Origin of the sequence: Amycolatopsis sp. WGS_07 (assembly GCF_045278895.1) — a bacterium.
Lineage (GTDB): Bacteria > Actinomycetota > Actinomycetes > Mycobacteriales > Pseudonocardiaceae > Amycolatopsis.
Window position 1 is genome coordinate 2753498 of record NZ_CP136053.1, and the last position, 19080, is coordinate 2772577.

Genomic DNA, 19080 nt, shown 5'->3' on the forward strand with positions numbered 1-19080 from the left:
CGACGAACCACGTGGCCAAGGTGCGCACAGCCGCGGATCCTCTACCGTCACGGTGTGCCGCACTCCCCGCCGTCGAAAACTCTTGCCGCGCGGGCGACCGAACTCGCCCGCCGGCTCGACATGTCCGTGCTCGTGTTGCTCGCCGCGCTGGCGTTCGACCTCGTGTTCGTGACCGACGCGGCACTCGACAACGCCGGGCCCCGGTTCATCGATCTCGGTCTTTTCCCCGGCATTTTCTCGATGGCGGCGTGCGCGCTGTTCGCCCGCAAACGCGCGGCGGTGGCCGGGGTATTCGGCGCGCTGGCGCTGATGTTCTTCACGTTCTTCATCCGCTACCTGAACATCCCGGCCTACTCCAGCGTGCTGGCGAACCTGAGCATCACCGAGGTCGTGGCCGGGATCGAGATGGTCTACTTCCTCGCCCGCCGGGCCCGGCCCGGGGTCGCGTTCGCGGTGATCAGCGCGCTGGTCCTCGGCGCGCTCACCGCGGTGTTCGGCCGCGAATTCGACAGCAGGCTCTACGCCAGCAGCATTGTGCAGTCGATGCTTTTCGGTTTCCTGCTCCTCGCCGCGGCCGTGGTCACCGGCGCGGTCGGCCGTCCGCGCCGCGAACGCGACCCGGCCGCGGTGGAACGCCTGCGAAATATGCACCGGTTCACCGAATTGGTGCGCGGCCAGTGGCCGTTGATCGGCATGCTCAGCATCGGCGTGCTGATCGAATTCGGCTACACCTACGAAAGCGGCAGCCGCGGTTTCCCGCTGCTGGCCTGTTCGATCGGAGCCGCCGCGGTGACCGCGCTGTCGCCGCGGCGTCCGCGTGACTCGATCCTGGCGGTCGCCGGGATCCTCCTGCTGTCCGCGCTCGCGACGCCGTTCCTGCATCCGAGCCACAGCTACCAGCTCCTCGGCGGCATCCCGCCGACCCAGATCGTGGCCGCCTTCGGCGTGGTCGTGAACGTGGTGCGCGCGGTGCCGCTCGCGCGGGCCTGGCCGCGGATCGTGGTGCTGTCCGGCGTGGTCGCGGTCGGTTCGGTGCTGAACTTCAGCCAGTACCGCACCGGGCGGCTGCTGACCGACCCGGTGACGCTCGGGATGCTCGCGACGGTCGCCGTCCTGCTGCTCGGCATCGCCATCGCGATCGGCCTCTACCTGCGGTCCCGCGATTCCGAACGCGCGCAGGTGGTGAAGTCGGCGGTCACCGACGCGCAGACGTCGGAGCGGATGGCGCTGGCCAGGGAGCTGCACGACGTGGTCGCGCACCACGTGACCGGGATCGTGGTGCAGGCGCAGGCCGCGCGGATGATGGGGGAGAAGAACCCGGAACTCGCGCTGGAGGCGATGGGCCGGATCGAGAACGCCGGGGTCGAGGCGCTCGCCGCGATGCGCCGGCTGGTCCGCAGCATGCGCGGCGACGCGCAGGCCGGTTCGGGCGAGTTCAACGAGCAGGCGACCACCGACCTCGCCGCCGACCTGCGCAGGCTCGTCGAGGCGGGCAACCACGGCATCCCCACGAAACTGCGGCTCAATCTCCCGCCGGACCTGCCGCACGAGGTCGGCCGGTCCGCGTTGCGGCTGGTCCAGGAGTCGCTCACCAACGTCGGCAAGCACGCCTCGGACGCCACCGAGGCGATCGCGCTGGCCGAGGTCGTCGGCGGCGAACTGCACTTGCGGGTGACCGACAACGGGACCGGGCAGACTCGTCGTCCGGCCGGCGGGTCGGGCGGATACGGTCTGGTCGGCATGCGCGAACGCGTCGCGCTGCTGCACGGCAGGCTTTCGGCAGGCCGCGAGCCGAACGGCGGCTGGCGGGTCGAGGCCTGGCTGCCGCTCGAGGCGAACGGGGAGACAGACGGGTGATCCGGGTACTGATCGCGGACGACCAGGAAATGGTGCGGATGGGATTCCGCATGATCCTGGACGCCCAAGACGACATCGAGGTGGTCGCGGACGTTCCGGACGGGGTCTCCGCGGTCGCCAAGGCGCGCGAACTGCGCCCGGACGTGTGCCTGCTGGACATCCGCATGCCGGGGCTCGACGGGCTGGAGGTGACCCGCCAACTGGCCGGCCCGGACGTCGCCGACCCACTGAAGGTCGTCGTGGTCACCACGTTTGACCTCGACGAATACGTGCACACCGCGCTGCGCAACGGGGCGAGCGGCTTCCTGCTCAAGGACGCCGGCCCGGCCCTGCTGATCGAGGCGGTACGCGCGGCCGACCGCGGCGACGCGCTGGTGTCGCCGCAGATCACCGTCCGGCTGCTGAAGCACTTCGACGGCGGCAACACGGTGAAGCGCGAGGCTCCGGCCCCGTCGGAACCGCTGACGGCGCGCGAACTGGACGTGGTGAAGGCCGCCGCACGCGGGCTCACCAACACCGAAATCGGCGCGGAACTGTTCCTGTCGCTCTCGACGGTCAAGACGCATTTGGCTTCGGTGCAGGGCAAAGTCGGCGCGCGTAACCGAGTGGAAATCGCAGCTTGGGCCTGGCGTAGCGGCGTAGTGGATTAGCCGCTACTGGCACGCCCGTACTATCTCGTTATGTCGCGTCGATTCCACGCCCCCGTCGTTCTCCCCGCCGACCCGTCCTGTTCGCTGCTCCGCGACGCCGTCGTGGACGTCGACGACGAAGGCCGGATCACGTATACCGGACCGGCTTCGAGCGCGCCGGAGTTCACCGGCGAGGTGACCCGGCTGACCGGCATCCTGTTGCCCGGCTTGGTGAACGCGCACGCACACAGCCCGATGACGCTGCTGCGCGGAATGGGCGGCGACCTGCCGCTGCTGCGCTGGCTGCGCGAGATCATCTGGCCGACCGAGGCGAAGCTGAAGCCGACCGACGTGCGCACCGGGATGCTGCTCGGCTCGGTCGAAATGCTCCGGCACGGCGTGACGACCAGCGCGGAAATGTATTTCGAAGGCGAGCAGCTAGTCGACGCGGTGCTCACCACCGGCGGCCGCGTCCTCGTCGCGCCGCCGGTCATCGAGCTGCCCGGAATGGACTGGCGCTCGACCCTGTCCGCGATCGACCGCTGGATCGACGCCGACGGCCTGCGCTTCGGCTCCGGCGAACGCATCGAACTGGGCTACGGCCCACACTCGGCATACATGCTGAACCCGGACGGCCTGCGCGCCACCGCGGAATCCGCGGCCGCACGGGGCGCGCTGGTGCAGATCCACATCGCCGAGGCCGCCGCGGAGGACCTCGAACAGCGCAAGGAGCACGGTTCGGTCCCGCGCCTGCTGGACTCGCTAGGCATGTTCAACGGCCGCACCCTCGCCGCACACGCAGTCCATCTGTCGGACGAGGACATCGCGATCTTCGCCGCCCGCGGAGTCGGAATGGCCCACTGCCCCGGCTCGAACGCGAAGCTGGCTTCCGGCATCGCCCGAATCAAGGACCTGCGCGCGGCAGGCGTCGCAATCGGCCTCGGCACCGACGGCCCAGCGTCGAACGACGACATCGACCTGTGGGAAGAACTGCAGCTCACCGCAATGCTGGCCCGGCTAGCCAACGACGACTCCACGGTAGTGACCGCCAAGGACGTGTTCCTGATGGCCACCCGCGGCGGAGCCGAAGCCCTAGGCCGCCACGACCTAGGCGTACTGGAGCCCGGCCGCTGGGCGGACCTGGTGCACGTCGACCTAGACGACCCGGCTTTCGCGACGGGCATCGATGTCCCAGACGAGCAACTACTGGCAAACCTAGTGTGGGCCGCCGGCTCACGCCGAGTCCGCGACGTATGGGTCGCAGGCGAACAGGTAGTAGCCAACGCAGAACCAACCCAAGTAGACCGCCAAGAAATCCAGGCCACAGTCGCCGACACCGCCGCCCGCCTACGCGCCTAACACCGTCCGTGAAGGACTCCTTGAGGGAATCTAATTCCCTCAAGGAGTCCTTCACGGCCCTAACCCGCCGCCGATGCACCCAAAGATCGGTGCACCCACACCACCCCCGCACCCCGATACGAAGCCGCCCTGCGCTCGGCGGGTGTTTGTCAAGGCATCTTTCCCGCCTTGACAAACACCCGCCGAGCGTCAGCACACCTGGGCTTCGGGGTGCCCCACGCCACCAAGCGAAACAGTCACCGAGGCCGAACCACAACCTCAGTAAAATGCGCCTCCGGAGTAGCAGTAACAGCGGTCACCACAGCCGTAGCCACAGAATCCGGCCGCAGATACTTCCCGGCTTCATACTCCCCACCCTCCTGCGCCCGAGCCTCCCGCTGCATATCCGTATCCGTCCGCCCAGGAAACACAGACGTCACCCGCAACTCAGACTCTTCGGCACGAAGCGAATCCGCAAACGCCCGAGCAGCGAACTTGCTAGCCGCATAAGGCCCCCACCCAGGCCGAGCGTTGTACCCAGCCCCGGAATTGATCACCACCACATGCCCCCGAGCAGCCCGCAACGCAGGCAGCAGCAACCGAGTCAACTCAGCCACCGCGATCACATTCACCTCAAGATTCGTCCGCCAAACGGACGACGGCGAGTCCGCGACCGTACCGATCTTGCCCACCCCCGCGGAGTGCACCAGCACATCCAACCGATCAATCTCACTCACCGCAGCCTCCAACGAAGCAGCATCAGTGAGATCAACCGCCCACGGCGAAGCCCCAGGCAACTCCTCAGCCACCTTCGCGAGCGCATCCGCATCACGGCCACCAAGCAACAGCCGATGCGTAGGGGAAAGCTGGTGCGCGATAGCCGCGCCAATACCGCGAGAGGCACCGGTAATCAAAGCAAGCGGAAGATCGGTCATACCAACCACGGTATGCGTCCGCGGCTTATCTGCCAGCCGAGGGAGTCACGCCCCACACCGAGCCGCAGCCGCCGGATCCCGCGGATACCGAATCTCCGTCCGCCCCACCGCCCCAGTCAAATTGTCGACAAACCGACCCCAAGTCAGCGTCTCGCGAGTAGACGCAAGCACTTCCCGCACGTCCGGACACCGCACCGCCCGACGAGCAGCCTCGATCTCAACCGGCTGGAACATCCGAATCTGCCCATCAGTGGCGTAATCCCCACGCCCAGCTTCAGCGATCTCCCAAGCCGCGACCAGCCACTTCGAATGCCCAGGACGCCCGTTAGGGATCGACGACGAATGCGCGGCAAGATCACTCGCCAGCCCATACCCGTCATGAATCCGCACTTCAAGTGACACGATGTTGCTGATCGCACCCATACTGTCGGCCGCCATAGTCACGTACGGCCGATCGGTCGGAAACCGGAACCACTGCTTCACGTCGCCATAGCTATAGACGAGCACCGCCGGCTGATCAGTCGCTTGCACCGCGTCAACAGCCCGACGGATGACGTCCTGCCCGAGGTAATCCGTCGCCAGCACCGGGTGCTCATGCCCAGTCGCCCACGCCCAGTAACTGCGCTCATCGGTGACACTCACCGCTTGATGCGTGTTCTCGTACGGCACCCGCAGCCATCCGCCCGCGACCACGGCCCACGCCGCGACCCCGGCGGCGATCGCGATCGTCCGCTGCGTCAGCGGGATCGCCATGACCGGAAGCAACAGCACGAACAACGCGGGCAGCAACATCCGCCCGTGCATGAAATCGCCGCCGACGCGCACCACGTACAGCGCGAGCAAAACCGCGCCCACCAACGAAGTCAGCAGAAGAATCCGTGACCGGCGCTCCATGATCGCGACAATCACCAGCAGCAGCAACGGAATCCACAGCACGTACGGGCTGATCAGATCGGTCAGGTACGCGAATCCGCGCGGCCAGTCGGCGTTCGCCGCTTCCTTGGCGAGCGCGGTGTTCGGCGTGAGCAAACCGTAGTAGCCCATCCGGAACACCTGATATGCCACCGGAATCGCGATCCCCGCACCGAACCAGCCAAGCCCGGCCAGCCATCGCGGCCGCCGCAACAGCACGAGCGCGACGAAGCCGACCACGCTGAACAACGCCAGATCCGGCCGCACGAGCGGACCGAGCCCGAGCACGACCGCAGTGGCGACCGGCGCCTTGCCGCGCACCAGCAGCCACCAGCTCAGCCCGATCCACAACAGCACCAGGCCGGTTTCCAGCCCGGACGTCGCGAAATCCCGAAACGGCGGAAGCGCGCACACGACCAGTGCGCCAGCGGGTGCCACCGGTCCGGCGTACAACCGGCGCGCGCCGTCGAGACCGAAGAAGAGGCCGCCGACCGCGCACAGCAGACCGACGATCACCGCGATCCATTCCAGCGGCGGTCCGGGAATCGTGCCGACCCCGGCGAGCAGCCAGGTCCACAACGGACTCGTACTCGCCTCGACCCGCTCGCCGACGTTGAACACCGGCCCGTTGCCGGCGAGGATCTGCCGGACGGTGCGGAGCACGAGCAGCCCGTCGTCGCTCATCCACCGGCGCTGCCAGGCGAGCACCGTGTACAGCACGAGGACCGCCCCGGTGGCGGCCCACGTCCAGGCCATCGGGCGGCGGTACCACGAGGGCGGGTCGTCCAGCGGAGCGCCAGCGGCCGCGGTCATGATTGGTCCAGACCTCCCCGAGACGTGGTGTGCAGCCACAGTCTCGCATCCGCCTGGAAGTGACGCTCAGTGGTCGCCGCGAAGGTCGGTGCAGGACCTCAAGCGGCCGGGACGGTCGGGGTGGGCGGCACGGACGGCACCGGCGGGGCGAGGCCGATGTCCAGGTCCATCCGCTCGCGGTCCTTGCCGCCGAGGGTGAACGGGGAGGTGCAGCCGGTCGCCGGGTCGACGGCCGAGTCCAGTCCCGGCGTGCCCGCGCCGCGCTGGGTGACGGTGAGCCCGTCCGGCAGCTTCGACACGTCGAAGCACACCTGGTACGTGCCGTCCTTGCGCTGGTCGAACAGGTAGCTGCCGTCGGCGTTCGTGCGCGTGGTGGCGACCGTGCCGCCCGCGCCGTCCTTGAGCGTCACCGGCAGCTCCGGGAAGCCGGGTTCGTCGTCGTCTTGAATGCCGTCGCGGTTCACGTCTTTCCACGCGCGGTCGCCGATCTTGCCGACCGCAGGCTGCGGCGTGACGGTGACCGTCGCGGACGCTTTCTGCTCGGGCAGCGGACCGCCCGGGCCGGTGCCGGTGACCTTCGCGGTGTTGACGTGCCCGTTGTCGTCCTCGGTGAGGTTCGGGTGGGTGCAGGCGAGTTCCTTCGACGCGCTCGCGGCGAGGTCGAACGCGCCGGGAAGGCCCGTGCACCACGGGTCCTTCACGAGCAGGCCGGTGAGCGGCTGTGAACCGGTGTTGGAGACGGAGATGCGGAAGTGCGCGGCATCGCCGGCCGGGATGGCAGCCGACGGGCCCCACGTTCCGTCCGCCGGATTCCGCACCTCCATCTTCACCGTGAACGCGGCGAGACCCACGTGCACGCAGTCCCACAGCACCCAGTTGTGGTTGGTGCTGGCGAAAAACGAGACCGCCGCGGTGTCGTCCGGCGCGGTGACCGGCGGCACCTCCTGCTGGGCGAGCTTGCCGTCGGACGCGACGTCGTGGGTCACCGCGAGCGGTTTCTCCACCAGCACCCGGCCGGTGCGGTCGGCGAAGCGCAGCCCGGTCGTCGCGTTCGCGTGCGAACCGAGACTGGACGGCGCCGTACCCGCCCACACCGACAGCGAGTATTGCCCGCCGGGCACCGCCTTCACCTGCTGGCTGGCCGAGCTGACCCGCCCGTCCGGCGTCTGGATCTGGGCGTTGACGTGCCCGTCGACCGCGTGCGCGGTGCTGGTGACCAGCTTCGGCACCCGGTCCGGCGGAGTGCTGCGCGGAACCGGTGCGGCCGGGCTGAACAGGTACCCCTGTGGCGGTCCGCCGGGCGAACCGGCGTTCTCCACGCTCGGGTTGGCCGCGATGCCGCCGCAATCCGGAGCCCCCTCGGCGGGAGCCGACCCGGGAGTGACGACGGCGAGCGCGCCGACCAGCATCGCAGTGCCCGCCGCCGCGCCCGCCGTACGTCCGATCGCGACTTTCCTTGCCCGCCTCACGCGGTGAAGCTAGACCCAGGAAGCCGGTTCGGCGGTGAGAAACACCCCAAAGTGTTACCGGTGGCCGATCCGGCCCGGCAATCCGAAGGCGCCCTTCTTCCACACCGACACGATCGCGGGCCGAGGCTGCGAACTGCCGCCGTCCGGCCAGTGCGAGGTCGGGTTCGCCGAGCTGGCCGCGTCCTCGCCGGGGTGCTGCACCGCGACGAGCACGAGGTTTTCGGTGACGACCGGACCGCAGGTCTCGGCACCGACCGGCACGGACAGGAACTGCTTCACGTGCCCGCGCTCGGGACCGGACACCGGAACCGAGAAGAGGCCGTCGTTCGCGCCGAGGGTGTTGCCGTCGGTCGAGATCCACAGGTTGCCGTGCGGGTCGAAGGCGACGTTGTCCGGGCACGAGATCGGGCTGACCTGGTCCTTCGGGAAGCCGCCGAAGTAGGTGTCGGCCGTGGCCGGGTCGCCGCAGACGAGCAGCAGCCGCCAGGAGAACCGGGTCGCGGCCGCGTCGCCGCGGTCCTCGTCCCATTCGAGGATGTGCCCGTTTTTGTTGCGGATACGCGGGTTCGCCTCGTCCGGACCGGCCTTGCCCGCCGCGCCGCGGTCGGAGTTGTTGGTGAGCGCGGCGTAGATCCGGCCGTTGACCGGGTTCGGCTCGATGTCCTCCGGACGGTCCATTTTGGTCGCCCCGGCCCGGTCGGCGGCCTGGCGGGTGAACACGTAGACCTCCTCCGCGGTGAATCCGTCCACAAAGGACTTGTCGCCGCTGGCAAGGGGAATCCACTCGCCGGTGCCGTCGAATTCGCCGTCGGCGGGCAGCTTTCCGGTGCCGTCGATCTCGCCCGGGCTGTCGCCGGTGAACTTGGCGACATAGAGGGTTCCGTCGTCCAGCAGCGCCGAATTGTGCCGCCTGGCGAGCGCGGAATGCCCCTTCTTGTACTTGCCCTTCGACACGAATTTGTAGATGTACTCGAACCGCTCGTCGTCGCCGGAGTACACCGCGACCCGTCCGTCGGCGGTGATCTTGACGTTCGCCGCCTCGTGCTTGAACCGGCCGAGCGCGGTGTGCTTCACCGGCGTCGAATTCGGGTCGTTCGGGTCGATTTCGACGACCCAGCCGAACCGGTTGGGCTCGTTGGGCTCGCGCGGAACGTCCCAGCGCTTGTCGAACCGCTCCCACTTGCGCGTGCTCGTGCCGGTGCCGATCGCGTACCGCTTGAGCCGCGCGGCCTCCGTCGGGTCGGTCACCTTGTCCGCGTTGGCGAAGTACTGGTGGAAGTTCTCCTCACCGGACAGCACGGTGCCCCACGGCGTAACGCCGCCGGAGCAGTTGTTCTGCGTGCCGCGCACGCGCTTGCCGGACGGATCGGCCGACGTCTTGAGGTACTTCGAACCGGCCGCCGGACCGCGCACCTCGAAGATCGTGTCGAGAGTGATCCGCCGGTTCAGCGGGCTCGGAACCGTGCGCAGCGCGCCGCCGATCGGGTCGCGCAGCGTCTGCAGCACCGACAGTCCGTGCGCCGCCCAGGCGATCTTCACCTGCTCCTCGGTGGGGTTGGCCGGGTCGTACTGATCGGCCGGGAAGAGGTGCACCTCGGTGGTGTACTCGTGGTTGACCACCAGCAGATTGCGCAGGCCGAGCGAATCCTGCGGGATCAGGCCGACGAAGTCGTTGTTGTAGCCGAACTGCTTGGCCTGCGCGGCCGCGGTCTGCTTGCGGAAATCGAACTTCGGCGCGCCCGGGACCACCGGGTCGCCCCAGCGGATCACCACGTGCTGGGCGTAGCCGTCCGGGATGCTGACGGCGTCGAGTTTGTTCGGCGGTACCGGCGTGAAGTCCGTGCCGGGCACCGTGCGCCCCTTGGCCAGCGGGGCCGGGGCCTGGCTGGGAGCCGCGGCGGCGGTGCCGGACAGCGCGGCGAACCCGCCCGCCGCCGCGGCCATGACCGCGCCAGCCTTGAACACCCCGCGCCGCGAGACGCCCTTGGCGATGTCGCCGAAGTATTCGTTGCCGGTCGGGTTCGGGGCCTCGTGCGCGCACGCGTTGCCGCAGCGGTATTCGCAGGTGATCGCCGACCGGCCATGCAGTCGTACGGGCTCCAGGGACACGGGGCCTCCAGGGTCGCTTCTCGGTGGGAACCCGGCGACCGTATGCGGCGAAAACCCCCTGAATCGGGCCAAAAGGTTAACGGCGGATGTATTCGGGGAAAGACGACGATCACCCCCGAACAGACAGTCCGGGGGCGATCGCCGAGCGTCAGAACCGGCTCAGAACTCCTCGTCGCCGACGAGCGCGGCCTCCTTCGGCAGCACGCGCGGGTCGGCCTTCTTCTCACGCTGCGACAGGAGCACAGCGGCGATCACGCAGAGCACCGCGGCGACCAGGAACGGGCCCTGCTCCCAGCCCATCCACTCGGCGATGTGCCCGACGAGCGTGGCCGCGACCGCGCCGCCGAACCAGCGGCAGAAGTTGTACCCGGCGCTCGCGACCGGCCGCGGCGCGTCGCTGATCGACATCGCGGTGCCGGTGAACAGCGTGTTCAGCAGCCCGGAAACCAGCCCGGACACGATGATCCCGACGACCACCACCGGCTTGCTCGGGATGGCGAGCACCAGCATCAGGACGGTGTACCCGGCCACCGCCAGCGCCGCCGCGTGCCGTTCGCCGAAGCGGGCGGCCATCTTCGGGGCGAGCACCACGCCGGCGATCGCCACGCACAGGCCCCAGCCGCAGAAGATCAGGCCGACCGCGATCGCGTTCCAGCCGAGCACGAACGGGGACCAGGCGAGCACCGCGAAGAACGCGGCGGTGTAGAGCGCCGAGGCGATCGACGTACGCAGCAGTCCGGGGTGCTTGAGCGCGCGGATCGGGTCGAGCAGTTTGATCGGTTCCCGCTTCTCGTGCGAATCGCTCTTCAGGAAGATCGAGCACAGCACCAGCGCGGCGACCATCAGCACCGCGGTGCCGAGGAACGGACCGCGCCACGAGATGGTGCCCAGCAGCGCGCCGAGCAGCGGGCCGACGGCGAGCCCGACCCCGAGCGCGGCCTCGTAAAGCAGGATCGCGCCGGATTGCCCGCCGGTCGCCGCGCCGACGATCACCGACAACGCGGTGGCGATGAAGAAGGCGTTGCCGAGCCCCCACACCGCACGCAGGCCGACGAGCTGTTCGATCGAACCCGCCGCGGCACACAGCGCGGTCGCGGCGACGATCAGCGTCAGCCCGACGAGCACGGTCCGCTTGGCTCCGAACCGGGCGGACATCGCGCCGGTGAAGAGCATCGCGACCACCTGCACGCCGAGGTACGACGTGAACAGCAGCGTGACCTGGGACGGCGAAGCGTTCAGGCCCTTGGCGATGGACAGCAGGATCGGGTCGACGAGTCCGATGCCCATGAACGCGATGACCGCGGCGAACGCGGTGATCCACACCTGTTTCGGCTGGCCTTTGACCGCGTCCAGCAGGCTTGAGTGGTGCTCAGCGCTCATTGCGGATCAGTTCCTCCTTCGGGAGTTCGGGGGCTTCGGGGGAGTGCGGGTCGTCGCGGTGGAAATCGGCGATCAGCTTGGTGAGAGCGGGAAGCGCGGCGTCGATGGCGGCGCGCTCGGCCGGTTCGAGACGGTCGAGCCGCGCCCGCAGCTCCGCCTCCCGGCCTTCGATCATTTCGGCGTAGAACCGTTCGCCTTCCGGCGTGGCCTCCACGAGCACGGCGCGCCCGTCGTCCGGATCGGGGCGGCGCGTCACCATGCCGAGCCGTTCGAGCCTGCCGACGACGTCGGTCATCGACGGCATCCGCACGCGTTCGAGGCGGGCGAGCCTGCTCATCCGGCTGGGACCCCGGCCGACCAGCTCCGACAGCACCGACCCCTGGGTCAGGGTGAGCAGCTGCGCGGATTCGCGGCGCACCAGGTAGTAGAGCCGGAACACCACCGGCCGCAGCCGCCGCGCCAGATCGCCCCTCGAGGAAGTCACTTAGCTAGGCTAACAAAAATTAGTTAGGGTGGCGAAGTAATTCGGCTCACAAGGTGGCCAAGACCAGGACCCCTAGGCTGGAGAAGTGGATGCGGTGATCTTCGACCTCGACGGCGTACTGGTGGACTCCGAGCGCACGTGGGACGAGGTGCGCCGCGCGGTAGTCGCCGAGCACGGCGGGACCTGGCTCCCCGAGGCGACCCGCGCGCAACAGGGGATGAGCACGCCGGAATGGGCGCACTACCTGGTGGAAACCCTCGGCGCGCGGCTCACCCCGGACGAGATCGCGCGGACCGTGATCGACGAGATGGCCGCCCGCTACGCCGACCGCCCGCCGGTGATCGACGGCGCGGACCAGGTCGTGCGCGAGATCTCCCGGCACTGGCCGGTCGCGATCGCCAGCTCGTCGCCGCCGGTGCTGATCCACTCGTTCCTGACCGCCTGCGACCTCACGTCCCTGGTCCCGGTCGCGGTGTCGAGCGAGGAAGTGGCCGCGGGCAAGCCGGCACCGGACGTCTATCTACGGGCGGCGATGCTGCTGAACGTCGACGCCTCTCGCTGTGCCGCGGTGGAGGACTCGACCAACGGCCTGCGTGCGGCGCGGGCGGCGAACATGGCGGTGTACGCGGTGCCGAACCCGCACTTCCCGCCGGATCCGGCCGCATTGCAGGAGGCCACGGTGCTGCCGAATCTCGCCGCCCTGCCCGCCGCTCTCGCCGAGTGACACAGCTCACAGCCGAGTAGCTGACGCGGCGCCATCCTGAGCGGTGATCAGCGAGAGGGGCGGAAATGGCTGTGCCGCAAGGGGACTGGGACATCGTCAGCAGCATCGGGCGCACCGCGCTCGGGGTGACCGCGGGCCGGGCGATCGCGACCGCGTCGCCAGAACCGCTGGTCAGCGACCCGTACGCGGCGGAATTCGTCCGCGCCGCGCACCCTCCGCAGCCGCTGCCGACCGAACCGGTCGACGACGCGCTCTGGATGGGGATCGCCGACTACGTCCAGCTGCGCGCGCGATTCTTCGACGACCTCATCACCGGCACCGACGCGTCGCAGGTCGTGATCCTGGCCGCCGGACTCGACGCGCGCGCCTTCCGGCTCGACCTCTCCGGCCGTGACGTCTACGAGGTCGACCAGCCGCGCGTGCTCGGGTTCAAACAGGACGTGCTCGATCGCCTCGGCGCGGCTCCGCGATGCCGGCGGCACCCGGTCGGCGCGGATCTGCGCGAAAACTGGCCCGCCGCACTGGAAACCGCCGGGTTCGACCCGTCCCGGCCGTCCGTGTGGATCGCCGAGGGGCTGCTGCCGTATCTGCCCGCGCAAGCCGAGGAGCTGCTGTTCGACCTCGTGCACGCCCGGTGCGCAGCGGGCAGCCGGATCGGGGCCGAGCACATCCCGCCCGGCGACCTCACCGAGCTGTCCGGGACCTTCCAGACGTCGGCGGCGGGCGAGCAGATGGGCTTGGCCGTGAAGGACGTCTTCTCCACCGAGCCGCGCCGGGACCCCGGCGAGTGGCTCGCGGGGCAGGGCTGGGACGTGCGGGTAGAACGCGTCGCCGACCTCGCCGTCCGGTTCGGGAAGCGGATGCCCGACGTCCTGGCCGGCCAGATGGCGAAAACCGCGCTGGTCTCCGCCGACCTTTAACGCCGTGAAGGACTCCTTGCGGGAATCTAATTCCCTCAAGGAGTCCTTCACGGACCTTCAAGGCTGGGAGGTCAGCGCTCCACTTCGCCGCGGATGAACGCGTCGACCGCATCCCGCGCGGTCGAGTCGTCGTACTGCTCCGGCGGCGACTTCATGAAGTAGGACGACGCGGACAGGATCGGGCCGCCGATGCCGCGGTCCTTGGCGATCTTCGCCGCGCGCACCGCGTCGATGATGATCCCCGCCGAGTTGGGCGAGTCCCACACCTCGAGCTTGTACTCGAGGTTCAGCGGCACGTCGCCGAACGCGCGGCCCTCGAGCCGGACGTAGGCCCACTTGCGGTCGTCGAGCCACTGCACGTAGTCCGACGGTCCGATGTGGACATTGCCCTTGCCGAGTTCGCGGTCGACCTGCGACGTGACCGACTGGGTCTTCGAGATCTTCTTCGACTCGAGCCGCTCCAGCTCCTTCATGTTCAGGAAGTCCATGTTCCCGCCCACGTTGAGCTGCATCGTGCGGTCGAGCTGCACGCCGCGGTCCTCGAACAGCTTCGCCAGCACGCGATGCGTGATGGTGGCGCCGACCTGGGACTTGATGTCGTCGCCGACGATCGGGACGCCCGCGTCCTCGAACTTCTTCGCCCACTCCGGGTCGGAGGCGATGAACACCGGCAGCGCGTTGACGAACGCGACGCCAGCGTCGATCGCGGCCTGCGCGTAGAACTTGTCGGCCTCTTCGGACCCGACGGGAAGGTAGGAGACGAGCACGTCCACCTGCGCGTCGCGCAGCGCGGCGACCACGTCGACCGGAGCCTCGTCGGACTCCTCGATGGTCTCGCGGTAGAACCGGCCGAGGCCGTCGAAGGTGTGCCCGCGCTGGACGGTGACACCGAGCGGCGGCACGTCGGCGATCTTGATCGTGTTGTTCTCGCTGGCGGAGATCGCCTCCGAGAGGTCCCGGCCGACCTTCTTCGCGTCGACGTCGAACGCGGCGACGAACTCGATGTCGCGCACGTGGTAGTCGCCGAACTGGACGTGCATCAAACCGGGGACGCGCGCACCAGGATCCGCGTCGCGGTAGTACTGGACGCCCTGGACCAGCGACGAGGCGCAGTTGCCGACGCCCACGATGGCCACCCGAACGCGGCGGTTCTCGCCCATGCCGGTTTCTCCTTCAATCTCATTCACTTGCATCTGCAGGTCTGCCGCCTCGTTGCGGCCGCCGCTCAACTCAGTCCCGGCTGCTCCGGGCCGCGCTGCTCGGCTTGTTCGTGCGCGATCAGCTCGTTGAGCCAGCGCACCTCCCGCTCGCTCGACTCCAGCCCCAGCCGGTGCAGCTCGCGGGTATAGCGGTCGATCTTCTCCTCGGCCCGTGCCAGCGCGTCCCGCAATCCTTCGCGCCGCTCCTCGACGCGGCGGCGCCGTCCTTCCAGGATCCGCATCCTGACGTCGGCCGGTGTCCGCGAGAAGAACGCGAGGTGGACGCCGAATCCCTCGTCGTCCCACGTCTGCGGTCCCGCGTCGCCGAGCAGTTCGGCGAAGCGTTCCTTCCCCTCGGCGGTGAGCTTGTAGACGCGGCGGCCGCGCCGGGACCAGGCCCGGTCGTCCGCCTCGTCGAACTCCTCGACGAGGTAACCGGCCCGCAGCAGCCGGCGCAAGGTCGGATACAGCGAGCCGTACGAGAACGTCCGGAACATCCCGAGCGTCTCGTGCAAACGTTTGCGCAGCACGTACCCGTGCATGGGCGCCTCGTGCAGCAATCCGAGGATCGCGAGTTCGAGCACACCACACCCCATCTCGGGAATACGCCGCGGCCGGCGCCGTTGACCACACGGAACCGGCTCAGCCAACCTACTCGCCGAGTATATCGCGCCGATACATCGAAGTGGCGGAAGTAACCCGCGACCTGCACTCGCCCGGCGATCCGTGATCAGAGCGTTATCCAGCTTTCGGCGTGTCCGAACGGGTGCCGAGGGTGCGGGAAAGCAGGGGGCACCGCGGACACAGAAAGAGCCCGTACTCTGTTCTCGTGCGAAACCAGCGGCAGGTTGTGGATTACGCCTTGCAGCGCCGTGCGCTGCTGGCCGGCGTCCGCTCCGGACGCGTCGGGGACCACGAGGTCTGCGACGCGAGCCCGTACCTGCTCCGCGCGGCGAAATTCCACGGCAGACCCGAGGACCGGGCCTGTCCGATGTGCCGCCGGGCGCCGCTGCACCTGGTGTCCTGGGTGTACGGCGACGAACTCAAGCACGTCTCGGGATCGGCACGCACCCCCGCCGAACTGACCCGGATGGCCGGGCTTTTCGGCGAGTTCACCGTCTACGACGTAGAGGTGTGCCGGACGTGTCATTGGAACCATCTGGTCCTGTCCTATGTCCTCGGCACGGGAGAGCCCCAGCCGACCCGGCCGCGAAGGACCGCCGGCCAGTGACGAGTACCACAACCGCTGCAGAACGCAGGGCGGCGCGCCGCCGTCCGTCCCGGACGACGGCGCCGGCAGTACAGCCCTCGGAGGCCCATTCGTGAACGACGACCGCAACCGCTCCTGGCCGAGCCAGGAGCCAGATGCACCTCGCCGTGCCCGCCGGCCCCAGGAGGACCCCGGTCCGGCCTGGCCAGCCGATGACGCCCCCCGGCGTCCCGCGCCGCCCCGCCGCCCGCCCGCCGGAGGCCCGCGTCCGCCGCGCGCCCCGCGAGCCGAAGCGGGTCCGGAATGGCCGAGCGGCGACGAGGGCGGTCCACAGTGGCCCGCCGCCGACGAACCGCGCCGTCCGCAGCGTCCGCCCCAGGGCCGTGCCCCCCAAGGCCGTCCGCCGCAAGGCCCCGGCCCGCAGGACCGCGGCTCGGCCACCCGCGCGTCGCAGATCCTCGACGGACAGGGCGCGCCGCCGCGTCGCCAGCCGCCAGCCGGACGTCCGGCCCCCGGCGGTCCTAACGGGAACGCCACCCAGGGCTTCCGGCAGCCGCCGCCCAGCGGACGGCCGCCGCAGCGCCGTCCGGTCCCGCCGCCGCCGTCCTACCCGGAGCCCGAGCGCGAACCGGACCTGATCACGCACGCCGCGCACAACGGCTACGCGCCCTACGACGACCGGTACGACGACGATCGCTACGACCCGTACGACGAGGAGACCCGCCTCGCCCAGTACTCGGACGACGCGGACTTCGAGGACGACCCGGAAGGCGAAGAGGACGGCAAGAAGAAGAGCAAGGCCGATCTCACGCCGAAGCAGCGACGCAAGCGCCGGTGGAAGATCGTCCGGCGCGTGCTGTACGCGATGTTCGGCCTGTTCGTCGTGGTGCCCGCGATCGCGTTCGTGATCACCTACTTCACCGTCGACGTGCCCTCGCCGCAGGAGGTGCTCGCGCAGCAGAGCCAGCCGATCACCTTCTATTACGGCGACAAATCGGTGATGGGCCGCTCGGTCCCGCAGGGCGGCAACCGCGAACTGCTGCAGCCCAACCAGGTGCCCGAGGTCGTCAAGCACGCCGTGTACTCGGCCGAGGACGCGACGTTCGAGACCAACTCCGGCTTCAACGTGATGGCGATCCTGCGGTCGGTCTTCAACCAGGCGACCGGCGGCACCGGCGGTGGTTCGACCATCTCGCAGCAGTACATCAAGCAGGCGACCAAAAACGACGAGGCCACGCTGACCCGTAAGTGGACCGAGCTGGCGAAGTCGTTCAAGCTGAACAACGAGACGTCCAAATCGGACATCATCACCGGGTACCTGAACATCGTCTTCTTCGGCCGCCGCGCGAACGGCATCGCCGCCGCCTCGAAGGCGTACTTCGGCAAGGACGTCAAGCAGCTCAACGCCTCCGAGGCCGCGCTGCTCGCCGGGATGATCCAGGGCCCGGGCAAAGACCGCGACACCGCGTACATGCAGAAGCGGTGGAACTACGTGATGGACCAGATGGTGGCCAACCACTGGCTCTCGCCCGCCGACCGCAAGGCCGCGCAGTTCCCCACGCTGATCCCGCGCGACTCGCAGCAGAAGGAAGACGCCGGCACGCTGGACTTCCACATCCAGCAGCGCATCATGCAGGAGCTGGCGGCCAAGGGCTACGACGAGGACAAGCTGTACTCCACCGGCGCGAAGATCTACACGACGATCGACCCGAACGCGCAAAAGCTCGCGGTGCAGTCCGTCCAGGACAACATGGAGGGCCAGACCGACGAGAACCTCAGAGGAGCGCTGGTCGCCGTCGACCCGAGAACCGGGGGCGTGCTCGCTTACTACGGCGGGCCGACCACGGTGAAGAACGACGCGGGCAAGGACGTGCTCGCCACGGACTGGGCGAACGTGCCGCAGAACCCGGGCTCGTCCATGAAGCCCTTCGACCTCACCGCCTGGCTCAAAATGGGCAAGGGCCTCGGGGAAACCTTCGACGGCACCAACAACCGGCAACTCGGCGGCCGCGTGGTCCGCAACGCGGGCGAAAGCGCCAGCTGCGGTCCGGTGTGCACGGTCAAGAAGGCCATGGAGGTCTCGGCGAACACCGTGTTCTACGACATGGTGCTGAACGACGTGAAACCCTCCCGGGTCGCCGAAGCCGCCAAGGAGGCCGGCGTGCGGCCCGCGCCGAAGGGCAAGGGCAAGCTCGGTACGGAGGACGCGAACATCGCCCTCGGCGGTGGCGCCACCTCGGTCACCCCGGAGGACATGGCCGCCAGCTACTCGTCGTTCGCCTCTGGTGGCGTGCGCCGTGACCAGCACTTCGTCGCGAAGCTCACCAACTCCCAGGACGAGGTCATCTTCGACGACACCAACGGCCAGGGCAAACCCGCGTTCGACGACAACGCCGACAAGAGCAAGCAGATCGCCGGCAACGTCACCGACGCGCTCATCCCGGTCATCGCCGAATCGCACCTGAAATGCCCGAGCGGCCACGACTGCGCGGGCAAGACCGGTACCCAGCAGTACACGATGCGCGACGACGATCCGAAGTCCTATTCCGATCGGAACTCGCAGACCTGGATGGTCGGCTACACGCCTTCGGTCTCGGTCGCCTCGTGGATCGGCGGCGACGGCACGAAGCCGCTGCACGACAAGAACGGCAAGCCGATCTACGGTAAGACGATCGCGGGCCCGACCTGGCAGGACTTCATGACGAACTACCTGAAGGACAAGCCGGGCGAGAAGTTCGACAAGGTCGAGCCGATCGGCAAGGACGCGGACGAGGTCGTCACGTCGAGCAAGGCGGCCCCGCCGCCGCGCGAGACGACCAGCGAGCAGGCTCCGCCGCCGTCGACGCAGTCCTCGTCGTCGGCCCCGCCGACCAGTTCGTCGCATCCGTCGTCCTCGACGACCAGCCCGACCCGGCCGAGCGGCATCTTCGGCGGCGGCACCGACGGCGGCAACCCGGGCAGCGGAGGCGGTCCCGTGGTGAACGGCGAACCGCCGCGCCGCACCGGCTGACCAGCGTCTCGTACTGAAAAGAGGCTCCTCTCCGTTACCGGGGAGGAGCCTCTTTTGCCGGTACCGCCCGGCTGGGGGTGCGGTAGGTTCA

Annotated in this window: 15 protein-coding genes; 7 read left to right on the forward strand and 8 right to left on the reverse strand. The window is 68.9% G+C overall.

Annotation, left to right across the window (positions count from 1 at the left end):
* Nucleotides 1–54 precede the first annotated feature (54 nt).
* The 3 genes from RPX00_RS12925 to RPX00_RS12935 are packed head-to-tail and all read left to right on the forward strand — an operon-like array spanning nt 55 to nt 3845.
* Nucleotides 55–1857 (forward strand): sensor histidine kinase, encoded by a 1803-nt coding sequence (locus RPX00_RS12925; RefSeq protein WP_406639763.1) that lies wholly within the window; start codon nt 55–57, stop codon nt 1855–1857.
* Nucleotides 1854–2507 carry a response regulator gene (locus RPX00_RS12930; protein ID WP_406639764.1) on the forward strand — a complete coding sequence of 218 codons (654 nt, stop codon included), beginning with the start codon at nt 1854–1856 and terminating at the stop codon, nt 2505–2507. Before RPX00_RS12925 ends, RPX00_RS12930 begins: the two co-directional genes overlap by 4 nt.
* A 30-nt stretch (nt 2508–2537) precedes the next feature.
* Entirely contained in the window at nt 2538–3845 is a 1308-nt protein-coding gene (locus tag RPX00_RS12935) for an amidohydrolase family protein (RefSeq protein WP_406639765.1), read from the forward strand.
* A gap of 236 nt (nt 3846–4081) precedes the next feature.
* Here RPX00_RS12935 and RPX00_RS12940 read toward each other — a convergent pair whose 3' ends face one another.
* The 6 genes from RPX00_RS12940 to RPX00_RS12965 all read right to left on the reverse strand — a co-directional run bounded on the left by RPX00_RS12940 (nt 4082) and on the right by RPX00_RS12965 (nt 11926).
* The gene (locus RPX00_RS12940; RefSeq protein ID WP_406639766.1) at nt 4082–4759 is read right to left on the reverse strand and encodes an SDR family oxidoreductase; all 678 of its coding nucleotides are present in this window, start codon (nt 4757–4759) and stop codon (nt 4082–4084) included.
* Between the two features lie 45 nt (nt 4760–4804).
* Complete coding sequence (locus tag RPX00_RS12945; protein WP_406639767.1) at nt 4805–6484, reverse strand: hypothetical protein; 1680 nt, start codon at nt 6482–6484, stop codon at nt 4805–4807.
* A gap of 98 nt (nt 6485–6582) precedes the next feature.
* Complete coding sequence (locus tag RPX00_RS12950; RefSeq protein ID WP_406639768.1) at nt 6583–7953, reverse strand: SdrD B-like domain-containing protein; 1371 nt, start codon at nt 7951–7953, stop codon at nt 6583–6585.
* Nucleotides 7954–8007: 54 nt separating this feature from the next.
* Nucleotides 8008–10062: a PhoX family protein gene (locus RPX00_RS12955; RefSeq protein WP_406639769.1), complete on the reverse strand. Its 2055-nt coding sequence runs from the start codon at nt 10060–10062 to the stop codon at nt 8008–8010.
* Nucleotides 10063–10221: 159 nt separating this feature from the next.
* Nucleotides 10222–11442, reverse strand: a complete 1221-nt coding sequence (locus RPX00_RS12960; RefSeq protein ID WP_406639770.1) for an MFS transporter — start codon at nt 11440–11442, stop codon at nt 10222–10224.
* Nucleotides 11432–11926 carry a MarR family winged helix-turn-helix transcriptional regulator gene (locus tag RPX00_RS12965; protein ID WP_406639771.1) on the reverse strand — a complete coding sequence of 165 codons (495 nt, stop codon included), beginning with the start codon at nt 11924–11926 and terminating at the stop codon, nt 11432–11434. The genes RPX00_RS12960 and RPX00_RS12965 overlap by 11 nt, the downstream gene beginning before the upstream one ends.
* Before the next feature lie 85 nt (nt 11927–12011).
* On the opposite strand from RPX00_RS12965, the gene RPX00_RS12970 reads away from it, so the two are divergent.
* Entirely contained in the window at nt 12012–12650 is a 639-nt protein-coding gene (locus RPX00_RS12970; RefSeq protein ID WP_406639772.1) for an HAD family hydrolase, read from the forward strand.
* A gap of 65 nt (nt 12651–12715) precedes the next feature.
* Entirely contained in the window at nt 12716–13570 is an 855-nt protein-coding gene (locus RPX00_RS12975; RefSeq protein ID WP_406639773.1) for an SAM-dependent methyltransferase, read from the forward strand.
* Nucleotides 13571–13641: 71 nt separating this feature from the next.
* Here the strand turns inward: RPX00_RS12975 and RPX00_RS12980 are convergent, their stop codons facing one another.
* A complete protein-coding gene (locus RPX00_RS12980) occupies nt 13642–14730 on the reverse strand; it encodes an inositol-3-phosphate synthase (RefSeq protein ID WP_406639774.1) in 1089 nt (362 codons plus the stop codon).
* Nucleotides 14731–14795: 65 nt separating this feature from the next.
* Nucleotides 14796–15353, reverse strand: coding sequence for a PadR family transcriptional regulator (locus tag RPX00_RS12985; RefSeq protein WP_037364258.1), 558 nt, complete (start codon nt 15351–15353; stop codon nt 14796–14798).
* Between the two features lie 245 nt (nt 15354–15598).
* On the opposite strand from RPX00_RS12985, the gene RPX00_RS12990 reads away from it, so the two are divergent.
* On the forward strand, nt 15599–16000 hold the full coding sequence (locus RPX00_RS12990; protein ID WP_378308645.1) for a DUF5318 domain-containing protein: 402 nt from the start codon (nt 15599–15601) through the stop codon (nt 15998–16000).
* 91 nt (nt 16001–16091) lie between these two features.
* A complete protein-coding gene (locus RPX00_RS12995; RefSeq protein WP_406639775.1) occupies nt 16092–18989 on the forward strand; it encodes a transglycosylase domain-containing protein in 2898 nt (965 codons plus the stop codon).
* The last annotated feature ends 91 nt before the right edge of the window (nt 18990–19080 follow it).